General features: G+C 67.6%; 6 protein-coding genes and 1 pseudogene. All 7 read right to left on the bottom strand.

What is annotated here, in order from left to right:
* Positions 1–24: 24 nt before the first annotated feature.
* The gene (pks13, locus tag JK358_RS03030) at positions 25–5,244 is read right to left on the bottom strand and encodes a polyketide synthase Pks13 (RefSeq protein ID WP_201943249.1); all 5,220 of its coding nucleotides are present in this window, start codon (positions 5,242–5,244) and stop codon (positions 25–27) included.
* 103 nt (positions 5,245–5,347) lie between these two features.
* Positions 5,348–7,270, bottom strand: a complete 1,923-nt coding sequence (gene fadD32 / locus JK358_RS03025) for a long-chain-fatty-acid--AMP ligase FadD32 (RefSeq protein WP_201943247.1) — start codon at positions 7,268–7,270, stop codon at positions 5,348–5,350.
* 396 nt (positions 7,271–7,666) lie between these two features.
* Positions 7,667–8,653: a cutinase family protein gene (locus JK358_RS03020; RefSeq protein WP_232850733.1), complete on the bottom strand. Its 987-nt coding sequence runs from the start codon at positions 8,651–8,653 to the stop codon at positions 7,667–7,669.
* Entirely contained in the window at positions 8,644–9,168 is a 525-nt protein-coding gene (locus JK358_RS03015) for a DUF732 domain-containing protein (protein WP_201943243.1), read from the bottom strand. Before JK358_RS03015 ends, JK358_RS03020 begins: the two co-directional genes overlap by 10 nt.
* Before the next feature lie 111 nt (positions 9,169–9,279).
* On the bottom strand, positions 9,280–11,418 hold the full coding sequence (locus JK358_RS03010; protein WP_201943241.1) for an alpha/beta hydrolase-fold protein: 2,139 nt from the start codon (positions 11,416–11,418) through the stop codon (positions 9,280–9,282).
* A gap of 106 nt (positions 11,419–11,524) precedes the next feature.
* The gene (locus JK358_RS03005) at positions 11,525–12,541 is read right to left on the bottom strand and encodes an alpha/beta hydrolase (RefSeq protein ID WP_201943240.1); all 1,017 of its coding nucleotides are present in this window, start codon (positions 12,539–12,541) and stop codon (positions 11,525–11,527) included.
* Positions 12,542–12,724: 183 nt separating this feature from the next.
* A pseudogene (locus tag JK358_RS03000) lies at positions 12,725–13,963 on the bottom strand (alpha/beta hydrolase-fold protein); the annotation flags it as partial.
* Positions 13,964–14,124: the final 161 nt, after the last annotated feature.

Below are 14,124 nucleotides of genomic sequence, written 5' to 3'. Positions count from 1 at the left end.
CGCAGAACCTGTTTCGCGGTGGAGCTATTTCGCTTCGGTAGTGATCTCGTTCAACTTCTTGGTGAGATCGGCCCCGATGGTAGCGATACGCGGCTCGTCGATGATCTGGAGGTGATCACCCGGGATGTGGATGATCTCCAGATCCGGGATGTGCTCCTCCCAGCCACCATTGGGCAGACGGTCACCGAAACGCGGTTCCAGCTCGATGATTCCGTCGTGGTAGCGATCCGCGAGGTAAAGAACCACGTGACCTTCGTAACGCATCGGCGACAACCGGTAGAGCTCACCACCGTCGATGAACGACGTGCGCTGATGCTCGAGCACCCCGCCCGGGATATCGACGCCCGCGAATTTCACCAGCTGCAGGACGATTTCGATCTGCTCCTCGTCCGAGGCGGCGGCCAGTTCCTCCAGCTGTTCCTGATCCAGCTCGCCGGAGAACCCGTAGGTCTTCTGCGCGAACTTCTGGAACCGCTCGATCCGGGCCACCCGCTCCTCGGGCGAATCGACATGCGGCTGCGACGGCAGCGCCACGTCGATCAGACCGACGACAGCCACATCGTGACCGTCGGCGCGCATCAGCTCGGCCACCTTCAGCGCGAACACGCCACCCAGCGACCAGCCGTACAGCACGTACGGACCCTCCGGCTGCCGCTTCAGGATCTCCGGAATGTACTGGCGCGCACGCTCTTCGATGGAACCGTCGACCCGTTCGAAGCCGTACACCGGGGTGGTGGCCGGAAGCCGCTTCACCAGCGCGTCGTAGGCGAGGGTATTGCCGCCCGACGCGTGGAACACGAACACCGGCACCGCGGTCGAATCCGCTTCCCGCGCACGGAGGGTGCGCACGAAACCTTCGACATCGTTGCCGTGCTCCTGATAGGAGGCGACCAGTTCGGCGAGCCGCTCGATGGTCTTGCAGGCGCGGACCTCGACGGCCGGGATCTCGGCCTGCACCCGCTCGGACAGGCGGGCCACCAGCTTGTCGAAGGTGGACTCGTCCAGTTCGGGCAGCGCGTTGAAGATGCCGCCCGCCGACTTACCGGTCACCAGCGCCCAGGTGGCGAAGGCGAGCCGCTCAGGCGCGTTGCGCGGCGGCACGTTGTCGGCGTCGGTCTCGGCGATCGGCGCGGACGCCTCGTAGTCGGCGGTTGTCGTAACCGGTTCCGCCGCAGCGGCTTCGACGATCTCCTCGGCCTCGGCGACCGGGTCGGTGGTCTCCGTCTTCGGCAGCACGTCCTTGGGGAGGGCGGCCAGCGGATCCGTGCCCGACGCCATGGCGGCGCGGGCGGCGGCGATGATGTCGCCGTCGACCGAGATGTCCTCACCGGCGGCCTGCCGGTCGGCGATCTCCTGCAGCTGATCGCGGTGCTCGATGGCGTAGCGCAGCACCTTGCCGACCTCCAGCAGGCTGGCGTCGCGCACGGCCTGGATCTGGAGCTGCGGGATGTCGAATTCGTATTCGACGCGGTTCTTGATGCGCATGGCCATCAGCGAGTCGAGGCCCAGCTCCATGAGCGGGATCTCCATGGGGAGGTCCTCGACGGCGTAACCCATGGACTCGGCGACGATGATCGCCAGCCTGTCCTCGATGGTCTGCGTGCCGTTGGGGTTCCAGCGCTCACCGGGAGCCTCGACCACCGCGATCTCGGCGGCCGCAGCGGCGACGGCCTGCGGAACCTGCTGCACCGCAACGGGTTCCGGCAGCGGAGCACCGGAGGTGACCACGCCGTCGAACAGCAGGGTGAAGGAGTTGCCCGCCTTGGCGTGCACCTGCGCGGCCGCGCCGCCCGGGTACGGGGTCAGCGTGGTGGTGAGGGTGCCGTCGGCCGGGATCGGGCCGTAGGCGTAGGAGGCACCGGCGGTGACATCCGAAAGCACCTGCGCCGCAGCCGAAGTCACCAGGGCGGTGAGATCGGTGACGACGCCCGCCTGCACCTCCCACACGTGGCGGCCGTCCGGCAGCGCCACATGTGCGCCCGGGACGAAGCCGTTGCCGGAGGAACCGCCGACCAGACCGATCTTGGGCCAGTACTCCTTGCGCAGGAACGCCGTGCGCGGCACGTCGGCATAGTCACCGGCGGGCAGCAGCGAGGACAGGTCCACGCCGTGGCCCTGCACGTACAGCTGCGCGAGCGCCGAAATGATCGCCGCGCCTTCGTCTTCCTTGCGCTTGAGCGTGGGGATCAGCGCGGCATTGTGCACACCCATGGCGAAGGTGGTGCCCAGCACCTGCATGAGCGCCACCGAATGCGGGGCGAGCTCCATGTAGGTGGTGATGCCCGCGTTCACGGCCTGCTTGATGGCATTCGTGAAGTACACCGAGCCACGCATGTTCATGACCCAGTAGTCGACATCGTGCACTGGCGCGTGACCGGCGGGGTACACGGCCTCGGGGTGCACGGTCGAGTACAGCGCGCGCTTCAGCTTGGCGGGCTCCAGACCGGCCAGCTCCGCGGCCAGTTCACCCAGCAGCATGTCCATCTGCGAGGTGTGGCCCGCACCGCGCGTCGGCAGGATGCGCGCGAACTTGCCCGCCGCCTCGACCCGCGCCACGATGGCCTCCACCGACGCCGGCGGACCGCCGATCACGGTATTGGTGGGCGCGGCGTACACCGAAACCTCGATATCGGGGAACTCCTTCTGGAGTTCGGCGACCTCTTCGGCGCTGTGCTCGACGATGGCCATGAAGCGCACCTGATCGTCGGTGAGCATGGCCTCGCCCTCGCCCATGAGGCGCGAACGAGCGCAGATCACGCGGACCGCGTCCTCCAAGGCCAGACCGCCCGAAATGTAGGCTCCCGCAATCTCACCCATGGAATGGCCGACCACGCCGCCCGGCTCCGCGCCGTGCGCGCGCAGGACCGCGGCCAGACCGACCTGGATGGCGAAGGTGCCGACCTGACCGGTGCCGATATCCCAGTCCTGGGCGTCGTCGAGGATCATCTCGGTGACCGAGTAACCGGCCTCGTCGAGCACCAGCTCGTCGACCTCGTCGACGGCCCTACGGAAGATGGTGTTCTCGTTGTAGAGCTGCTTGCCCATCTTGCGATGCGCGGCGCCGAAACCGCCCATGACCCACAGCGGGGCCTCGGCGGCGGGGGAATCGGCGGTGAAGACGCCGGTGCCGGGCTTGCCCTCGGCGATGGCGCGCAGGCCCGCGACGGCTTCCTCATGCGTCTTGGCGAGCACCACGCCGCGCGAACGGCCGTGGTTGCGCTTGGCCAGCGCGCGGGCGACGTCCTCGAGCGGAGTGTTGCGTCCGGCTTCGGATTCCAGCCAGTCGGCCAGATCCTTGGCGGCGCGACGGCGACGCGAGGGCAGGTACGCCGATACCGGCAGGATCAGCGGCAGCGGCTCGGCGCGGTTGACCCATTCCACCGGAGCGGAGCTTGCGGAGCGACCAGAAGGCACAGTGGGCGCAGCGGCTTCCAGAATCTTCTCGGCCTCGGCGAGCACACCGGTCGACTCGACGTCCAGACCGACGGCCTCGGCGATCGGATCGACCTCGGCGGGCATGGCCGGGGTCTGCGGGGCCACATACTCCTGGAGGACCAGGTGCGCGTTGGCGCCACCGAAACCGAAACCGGAGATGCCGACGGTGGCCTTGCCGCTGTAGCGCGGGAACTCGGTGGGCTGATCGACGACCTTCAGATTCGCCTGATCCCACGGAATGAACGGGTTCGGGCCCGCGTAGTGGAGGTTCGGCGGAATCACATTGTGCTGGAACGCCATGATCACCTTGGCCAGCGCGGCGGCACCCGCCGCCGACTCCAGGTGACCGAAGTTGGTCTTGACCGAGCCCAGCAGGGCGGGCTTGTCGGCCGCACGGCCACGACCGACGACACGGCCCAGCGCGTCGGCTTCGATCGGATCGCCGATGAGGGTGCCGGTGCCGTGCGCCTCGATGTAATCGACGCTGGTCGGGACGATTCCCGCATCACGATAGGCATTGCGCAGCACCTCGGCCTGCGCATCCGGATTCGGCGCGAAGAGACCGTTGGAGCGGCCGTCGTTGTTGATCGCGGAACCCTTGATCACGGCGTAGATCTTGTCGCCGTCGCGTTCGGCGTCGGCGAGGCGCTTGAGCACCACCAGGCCGCCGCCCTCGGAGCGGATCATGCCGTCGGCGTCGGCGGAGAAGGCCTTGATGCGGCCGTCCTTGGCGAACGCGCCGTTGGCCTCCATGCCGAGGCTGCCCAGCGGAGCGAGCAGCATGTTCACGCCACCGGCGATGGCCAGGTGCGTCTCACCGTCGCGCAGGGCGCGCACGGCCTCGTGCACCGCCACCTGCGTGGTGGAGCAGGCGGTGTCGACGTGCACCGACGGGCCGCGGAAGTCGAAGAAGTAGGAGACGCGGTTCGGGATGATGGCCGAAACGCTGCCCATGATCGCGTAGGCCTCGGCCGAGAGCGGGATGCTGTCGTCGCGCTCCTTGTTGAGGGCCATCGCGGCGAAGAACTGGTAGTCGTTGCCCGACGAACCGATGTACACACCGACCGGCTGACCCTTGAGGCTGCTGGCCGGAATCCTGGCGTGCTCCAAGGCTTCCCAGGTCAGCTCCATGGCAAGGCGCTGCTGCGGGTCGACCCGCTCGACCTCGACGGGCGACATGGCGAAGAACTCGGCGTCGAAGCCCTTGACCACGTCCTGGTCGAGGTAGCCGCCCTTGGTGTTGGCCTTCTCGATGGCCTCGGCCGCGCGCGGGTCGCTCTTGAACTCGTCCCAGCGGCCTTCGGGTAGGTCGCGGATGGCATCGCCGCGATTGATGATGAAATCCCAGGTGGAGTCGGGCGTATCGCCCGCACCCGGCAGACGGGTGGAGAGGCCGACAATGGCGACATCGTGCGCTTCGCCGGGCGTGAAGGCCTGCGTGTAGAACGACTCGTCTTCGGTCTCGACCGGAATCTCCGGTTCTCCGTTGACGATTCGCTCCGACAGCGACGCGATCGTCGGATGCTGGAACACGATCGTGGCATTGAGCACCACGCCCGTCAGCTCCTCGATGTCGCCACCGAGCGCGAGCGCATCCCGCGACGCCAGACCGAATTCCTCGAGCGGCCGGTCCACGGTGACCTGCTCGAGCGGTTGCCCGGTCGCGTCGGCGACCCACTTGCGCAACCACTCCCGCATTTCCGAGACAGTCATCTCGGCACCGGCCGGGGCCGGTTTCGAGGCGTCGCCGGACACCGTCGGAGCGTTGTCGGTCGTCTGGTCAGGGGTCATGCCCTCGTTCTCAGCCATCAGTTCCTCAAGCTACCTGTCTGCGATCGGTGCGCGGCAGTGAATCATGCATGAATGGCGCGAGCCTGTAGGACCCGCGCCATTCCACGTTAGAGGCTCCGCCTCACTCCTCGTCGGGAGCATCGGGGAAAGCCTGCTGCGTGTAACCACCACGCAGTGTGCCTTCCAGATACGCCGCCTTGCAGGCACGACGCGCGATCTTGCCGGACGAGGTGCGCGGAATCGAACCCGCTGGTACGAGCAGGATATCGCGTGCGGTCACACCGTGACGCGAGGAGACCGCCGCCCGCACCGCGTCGGCGATCGGCCCCGGATCGGCCTTGCCCGCGCCCGGACCGCGCTCGGCCACGATCACCAGCTGCTCGGAGGCGTCGTCGGCGTCGAACTTCAGACCCGAATGGCTGTCCTGCGCAAAGACTTCGGCGGGCAGCTGGTTGGCCGGGACCGCGAACGCGGCGACGAAGCCCGGCCGCAGCGCCTTGGAGGCCTCCTGCGCGGAGTACTCGAGATCCTGCGGGTAGTGGTTGCGGCCGTCCACGATGACGAGGTCCTTCACGCGGCCGGTGATGTAGAGCTCGCCGTCGATGTAGACGCCGTAGTCACCGGTGCGCAGCCAGTTGCCGTCCACCGGAACGCCGTCGGCGTGGCTGCCGACCTCCTGGCGGTGCACCAGACGATTACGGAAGGTCTTCTGGGTTTCGTCGGTGCGACCCCAGTAGCCGATGCCGATGTTGTTGCCGTGCAGCCAGATCTCGCCGACCCGGCCCTCCGGCAGCTCGACCGCGCCGTCGGGGCTGTCGATGGAATCGCCGTCCACGATGGTCGCCCACTGCGACAGCGCCACATAGCCACAGCTGACCTGGGCGATGGCGTTCGGCGTGCCCTGCTCGACCTTCACCACGCGGCCCGCGTTCAGTTCGACGCGGTCCACGTAGACCACCTTGGCCTCGTCCTCGTGCCGGGTGGCCGACACGAACAGGGTGGCCTCGGCCATGCCGTAGCAGGGCTTGATGGCGGTCTTGGGCAGGCCGTAGGGGGCGAACGCCTCGTTGAACTTCTTCATCGAGGAGGTCGTCACCGGCTCGGAGCCGTTGATCAGGCCGATCACATTCGACAGGTCGAGGGTCTCGCCCTGCTTGGGCAGCGCGCGGGCGGCCGCGTGCTCGAACGCGAAGTTCGGTGCGGCGGCGAAGGTTCCGGCGCCGTCGGACACGGCCGCCAGCTCCTGGATCCAGCGCGAGGGACGGCGCACGAACGCCGACGGCGACATGATGGTGATGTACTTGCCGCCCACGGCGGGCAGGATCACCGTCAGCAGGCCCATGTCGTGGTAGAGCGGTAGCCAGGTGACGCCACGCGAATTCTCGGTGAGCTCCAGCGCGTTCACCATCTGCAGCACGTTGGTGCCGACACCCCGGTGGGTGATCTCGACGCCCGCGGGGACGCGTGTCGAACCCGAGGTGTACTGCAGGTAGGCGATATCGTCTACCGCGATGTCGGGGCGCACCCAGGACTCACCGACCGAATCCGGGATGGCGTCGACGGCGATGATGCGCGGACGCTGCGCGGCGGGCAGGGCGCGGAAGAACTGGCGCACCCCGGCGGCGGAGGAGCTCGCCGTCAGAATGGCCGCGGGAGTGCAGTCGCCGAGCACGGCGTGCAGGCGATCGGTGTGACCCGGCTCGTCCGGATCGAACAGCGGCACCGAGATGGTGCCCGCGTAAATAGCGGCGAAGAAGGAGATGACGTAATCCAGGCCCTGCGGAGCGAGGATCGCGACCCGATCGCCCCGCTTGGTCACCTGCTGCAGTCGGGCGGCCACCGCGCGCAGCCGGGTGCCGAACTGACTCCAGGTGAGATCCTGATACTCACCGTCGCGCTCGCGTGAGTAATCGATGTAGCGGTACGCCAGGTCATCTGCGTCGTTACCGTGAGTGTGCTTCTCGACGTAGTCGACGAGGGTGCGACCCTCGGGAATCGTGATGTTCCCCGTTTCGTCGAGGTAATCGTCGAAAGTCTCGTCCATTCCTTCTTCTCCTCCGAGGCAGCACACAGCAGGAACGGCGACAATGCCGCTGTTACCTGGTGAGGCCCCGACTCTCTTCGCCCGCGGGGAGCTCTTGGGAGAGCCAACCTGCAGATTTGTGATGCGGTCTGCGCGGTGACCGTCTATTGGCTAGATGTACTCAAACCAGAGACATGTTACAGAGGAGCCGTCCGGCCATGCTCCGGAGCGGTCGAACATATCCCAGCTCACTCGAGTCGCTTTCACGGGATCACCGGTGCGAATGCCTCCATTTGGGTGGGTGGTGCCCACTACTCAGGACATGGATGTGAGTTGCCGCACGCAGCTTTCGCCGGGTGCGGCAACCCGGAGCACTTTACCGGGTGACCCCGAAAGTAGGGGGGTGTGTCGGATGGATCATGAATGTGCGGGATGCGGGGCCCCGTCGATCAATCCGTTCGCCCAGTTCACGGTCCATTGCGTGGCGGTGCTGCCATTGTCGTCGACCACGAAGCCGTTGTAGAGGCTGTGCACCGGATTGCCGACCGCCTTCACCAGGGTGCCGATGCTGCCGACCATGTTCACCGGGGCGAGCGCGTTCTTCGGTGCGTCACAGATCAGATCGCCCGGCGCGCAGATGGTGTAGGTCCGGCCGACGAGCTCGCCGAAGCCCGCGCGCGGACCCGTCATGGTGATGCCGAGCATGTTGAAGCCCTTCAGGGCGACCTCGGCGCCCACACCGCCGGGCGACTGCCCGATCTCGATGGCCTGATTCGGCTGACCGACATCGCGGCGGCCGTCGGCGATGAGCATGACGCCCAGCACCTTGTTCGCCGGGACCGGGCCCTTGCCCGCGCCGATGGATTCCGCGATGTCACCGGCGATCACCGCGCCCTGCGAGAAGCCCACCAGCACATGGGTGGTGAGCGGACAGTGGGCGTACACCTCGGCCATCCGGGCGGTCGCGCGCCCGGTGCCCTCGGTGCGGCTCACGTTGTAGGACGCCTGACCGTCCGGCGGCAGCGCGATCGGATTCGAGAACTGCGCCACGTACGGCACCGTGTAGACCTCGAGGCGCTCGTTCGAGAACCGCTCCCGGATCGGATTGCTGATGTTGAGCATGAGCGACACCGGATTCGCGGACGGGTTGTAGGGGTCGTCGTTGCTGTTCGACTCCCACGTGCCCGGCACCGACAGCATGAACACGTCCGGGCAGTCGGCGGGCTGCGAGGACGGTTCCTCCTTACCGGGCGGGGTGACCTTGGGCGGGTGCAGAAGCCCCGCCGCCAGCGACCAGATCAACAGCACGGCGATGACGATCGCCCCGATGATGAGCAGGGTCAGCAGGCACCCCACCGGTTTGGTGATGCGCTTTCCGGATCGGCGTCGCGGCGTCACTGGCAGTAACTACTCGTCGCGACGTCGTAGTAGATCTTGCCGGCCTGCTCGACGGTCATCTTCGACTCGTCGAAGGACGGATCCGAGCCCGCGATGGCGGTCACGTAGGTGATGATCTGATCCTCCGGCGCGCCCTGGGACTTGCCCTGGCACACCAGATTTCCCGCGGTGATCGCGATATCGGAGGTGGCCGGGGTGATGCCCTTCGCCTTGAGCGCCTCGATGAACGCCTTGTCCTTGTCGGTCAGGGCGGGCGAATCGCTCGGGGTGGTGACGAACTGCGAAGGCACCGGCTGCGGACGCTCCACGGCGTCGGTGGTCGTGGGAGCGGCCGCCTGCGGCTGCTCCGAGGGGGAGCTGCCCGGCGGCTGCGTGGTGGCGCCGGCCGCGGCCTTGCTCGTGGTCGGGGCCAGCGTCGGCGTGCTCGTCGCGGTCGAGTCGTTGTTGCCGCAGGCGGCGAGCAGGCCGGTAGCGGCGAGAACGGCCACTACACCGGCGACCTTGCCACGGGTCCGTTGCATCGAATGTGTTCCTTGATCTGTGCTGCGGGCAGAGGACGCCACCAGGCTAGCGGGAAGCTAGCCCGATACAACCCCCGCTCTGCTGGTCCTCATGCAGTTCTCAGACGGGCTTTACTCCGGAGTGGAGTTGGGCGCCTGCACTGCGGGCAGGCTGGGGAGCGTGATCGGCGGCAGCGCCGGAACCGGCTCCGGAGTCGCGGCCGCCGCCGGGTCCGGGGTCGCGGGGACCGCCGGATTCGGCTGGGACTGTTCCGGATTCGGCTGTGCCGCCTGCGCCGGATTCGGCTGTGTGGCCTGGACCGGGTTCTGCGGGTTCAGCAGGGCGGGGTTGGGCAGGGTGGGGAGGTCGGCGGGTTTGGCGGCGGTGGCGGTGGTGACGGGTGGGCCGAGGGGTTTGCCGTCGTGGCCGAAAGCCTGGGCCTTACCGTCTTTGACCTGGACCGAGCCGCCCTGGAAGGTCTGCTGGGTGGTGCCGCCCGCGCCCGCGCCCTCGTCGGCGATGGGGAAGCCGAGGGGACCGTTCTCGAAACCCGACGCACCCCAGGCGTCCATGACGAGGCCCTTGCGGACGCCCGCCGCTCCGGAGAGCGGGCTCCAGTAGATATTGCCGCCTTCGAAACTCGTGTAGCGTCCGAAGTCCTTGAGTCCGGCCTCGGCGGCGGTCGGGAAGCCGTAGGGGCTGTTCTCGAAACCGAGCTGGGCGTACTTGCCGAGGATCAGGCCCTGCACCAGGTGGGCTCCGGTCTTGGGGCTGAAGTACATGGGGCCGTTCTCGAAACCCTGCACCACACCGTCTTTGGTGGGGGTGCGCAGTTCCTGGCCGTTCGGGTAGCCGGCGGGGCCGCGTTCGTAGCCCGCCCGGCCCCACTCGTCGAGGATCGCGCCGCGCACCATCTGCGCGCCGGTCTGCGGCGTCCAGTACATGTTGCCGGACTGGAACGGCTGGAAACGTCCACGCCCGTCCGGCAATCCGGATTCGACGCCGGTCGGGAAGCCCAGGCCGCTGCCCGGACCGCCGAGGCCCGCGTAGCTGCCGGAGATCGCGCCGCCCACCGGGTACGCGCCGACCGCCTGCGCGTAGAACACCTGGCCGTTGCGGAAGTCCTGCGCCACACCGTTGTTCGAGGGGTATTCGCCGGTCAGGCAGTCGCCGAGCCAGTTGTTGGCCTGCGCCACCGCGGCGATCGCGCCGCCGAGCGCGCAGCTGGTCGCGTTGTTGTCGACGCCCAGCGCGGCCGCGGTCTGCGGCCAGGACTGGCGCATCTCGAAATCCCAGTACGGCCAGGTGTGCGTGCCCGAGGGCCGGTAGTTCACCTGCACCGGGATGCCGAGTTCCTCCAGCCGGGCGACGAAGTTCTGAGAGCTCAAGCGGGACAGCACTTCCAGGCCCATGCCCGCGTAGTTCGTGGTGATGCCGGGAATGTCGGAGGGCTCGTCGGTCGCGCCGGCGGTGCCGGAGCCGCTGGAGATGTAGAGGCTCTTGCCCTTGAGCTTGTCGGCCAGCTCGTACGGGTCGTGCGCCTTCCACTCCGGGCTGTCCGGCGGGCCGAACATGGCGGTGGAGTTGAAGCCGCCCGCGTCGCGCATCGCGAAGTTGACCATCTGCGGCATGCCGAGCGTGGTGAGGGTCAGGAAGCCGGAGTAGGAGGCGGCGTGCCGCACCCATTCCGGGTTGCGGGCGGCCAGCATCATGGCGGCGGTGCCGCCCATGGACAGGCCCGCCACGCCGCGCACGTTCGTGGCCCGCCACTGGCTTTCCAGCAGCGGCGGAAGTTCCTTGGTGAGGAAGGTTTCCCACTTGTAGGTGTGCCCGTTGTCGGGTTGCAGCCAGTCGGTGTAGAAGCTGGACTGGCCGCCGACGGGCAGCACGGTGAGCACGCCCTTGTCGGCGAAGAATCCGGCCGCGCCGGCGTCCTTGGTCCAGCCGTTCTCCAGCTCGGTGGCGCGCAGGCCGTCGAGCATGAACAGCACCGGGAATTTGGCGTCGGGTTTGACGCGCCAGTCGCGCGGCAGCAGCAGCTGCACCTGGATGGGGGTGGCCATGGAGGGCGAGTTCACCCACAGCGCCACCCGGCGATCGCCCAGCCACACCGTTTTCTGAACGGTTGCCGGAATCCCTTGCGTCTCGGGTGCGGCCTGTACCGGGGCGGTACTCGCGAAAGTGCCCGCCGCCAAGGGTAGTAGCGCCGCTACGGCGGCGGCTGCCCAGCGTCTACGCGCCCGTCTGGTCCCACGAACAACTCCAGCCACACAAAATTTGTACCCCTGATCGGCCGCTTATCCGGGTAGGACGCGCGGAAACAGGGGTACTACAGCAAACTTTCAGTTTTCAATGGGGGTTGACGGACGGGCCGGTTCACAAACCCAGGGCGGCGAGGATGTCGGGGCGCGCGCCGGCCAGCTGGTCGTTCCAGTAGCCCCAGGAGTGCGTGCCGCGCGTGGGCAGGCTGTAGCGCGCGCCGATGCCCAGGTCGTTCAACCGGGTCATGAACGACAGCGTGTTCACCATCGACAGCGCCTCCAGCGCAACGGCATTCAGCGTGTTGAAGTAGCCGACCGCGCCTTCCGGATTGTCGTGCGGGCCCGGAATGCCCCAGGCCGAGGAGACGTACATGGGCAGGCCGCGCAACTGTGGCGCGAAGACGAAGGGATCCATGCGCAGCCACTGCGGACTCCACGGCCACGCCATGGAATCCACATTGAACCGGCCCGCGTCGAGCATGGCGATGCGGATGGCCTCCCGCATGCCCGGCGCGGAGATATTGAGATAGCCGGAGAACGACGAGGCGTGCTGGAACTGGTCGCGGTGGTAGGCGGCCAGCGCGAGCGCGGCGGAACCGCCCATGGACAGCCCGGCCACCGCGTTGCGGGTGCGCGAGACGCCGTACTGCTCCAGGAAGGCGGGCAGTTCCTCGGAGAGGAAGGTCTCCCAGCGGTAGGTGAACTTCTGGCCGTTGGTGCTCGACGGCATCCGCCAGTCGGCGTAGAAGCTGGACTGCCCGCCGACCGGCATCACCAGGGTGACGTCGTCCTCGGCGAACATCTGCAGCGCACCGGTCTCGAAGCTCCAGGCGTTGAAGTCGTCGCGGGCGCGCAGGCCGTCGAGCAGGTACAGGGCGGCGTCGCCGCCGTGGCGCGCCCACTGCACCTGCACCTTCACCGGCCCCATGCTGGACGGGACCATGAGTTCCTCGAAGCCGCCCTGCGGCGTCCGGTGGATGGGTGCGTGCGCGGGCATCGCGAGGGCGGGCCCGGCCAGGCCGGGCAGCGTGATCACCGCCGCGGCCGCCACCAGGGCGCGACGCCACCGGCGCGACCCGCGCCTGGTGGACCGGACTTTCTTCGGGCACGACGTAAAGCCCTGTGCAGCCATGAACATGAGCTCCTGAACGCAGGGGGAAACGACACCGAACGGGGTGACACGCAGTTCGCCCGGAGGATGCGCAGGTTCGTGACTCGAAGCGCCCGGGCGGTGGCAGTTTATACGGGGGTCACCGGCGATCGGGCGGAATCCAGTTCAGCTGGCGTGTATCTCGGTCTTCCCGTCACGGAAGGTGATGTAGCCGCGCTGGAAGTCCTGTCGCGCACCACCGCCCGATATAGCCGTTTCGTCGGTTGTCGGAAAGCCGAGTGTCCCAGCGGGTCCCGACGCGCCCTGATACGCGCCGCCGATCATGCCGCCCACCGCGTGCGCACCCGTGGTCGCCGACCACAGCACCCGGCCGCCACGGAAATCCTGCACCGCACCACCGGGCACCGGGAACTCTCCGGTGAGACAGTCGCCCAGCCATGATTTGCCAAGGGCCGCAACGAGAATCTCGCCACCGGCGGCACAGTCGGGTTTGGCGGCCTCCACGCCCAGCGCGGCCGCGGCCTGCGGCCAGGACTGGCGCATCTCGAAATCCCAGTACGGCCACGAGTGCGTGCCGGACGGCCGGTAGTTGATCTGCACCGGAATGCTCAGCTTGTTGAGCTTGGCCACGAACTGCAGCGAAGACAGCCGCGACAGGACTTCCAGCGCCATGCCCGCCCAGTTGGCGCTGACCCCCGGGATGCCGTCGGGAATGTCGTACACGCCGGGCAGGCCACTGCCGCTGGATACGTAAATACTTGCGCCCTTCAGCTTTTCGGCGAGCGCGTAGGGATCGTGCGCGGCCCACTCCGCATCGGTGGGCGGACCCCACATGGCGTCGGCGTCGTAACCGCCCGCATCGCGCATGGCGTAGCCGATGGCCTGCGGCATACCGAGGGTCGTGGTGGTGAGCAGCCCGGAGAACGAGGCCACGTAGCGGGCGAAGCCGGGATTGCGGCCCGCGAGGGTCATGGCGGCGGTGCCGCCCATGGAGAGTCCGAGGATGCCGCGCACATTGCTGGTGCGCCATTCCTTGTCCAGCAGCGGCGGTAATTCCTTGGTGAGGAAGGTTTCCCACCGATAGGTCTTACCGTTGTCGGGTCTTCGCCAGTCGGTGTAGAAGCTGGACATGCCGCCGACGGGCAATACGACAGTGATGTTCTTGTCGGCGTAGAAGGATTCGGCCCCAGCCTCTTTCGTCCAGCCGCTCTGATCGTCGGTGGCCCGCAACCCGTCCAGCATGAGCAGGGTCGGGAAGCGCGCCTCCGGTGTTCGGTTCCAGTCTCTCGCCAGCAGCAGCTGCACCTGGATCCTGGCGCCCATCGACGGTGAATCGATCCACAGCGCTACGCGACGGTCGGTCAGCCACACCACATTTCGGATCGCGGGACTGTTCACCGCCGCGGCCGGTTCGGCTACCGCGGGTCCGCCTGTCACCGCCATCGTGGCTACTACGGCGAGCGCGGCCAACCCCCCGCGCCCGGATCTGCGTCTGCTAACTCTCGCCACCCCTGTCACAGTAGTTTTCTACCGCCACTTCAGCAGAAGACAAAAATACCGGCCGCCTCTGGTGAGAGGCGACCGGTATCAGCGATCTCGTTGTG

The sequence above is a fragment of the Nocardia acididurans genome, assembly GCF_016741815.1.
Lineage (GTDB): Bacteria > Actinomycetota > Actinomycetes > Mycobacteriales > Mycobacteriaceae > Nocardia > Nocardia acididurans.
This window is presented reverse-complemented; position numbering and strand designations above follow the sequence as displayed.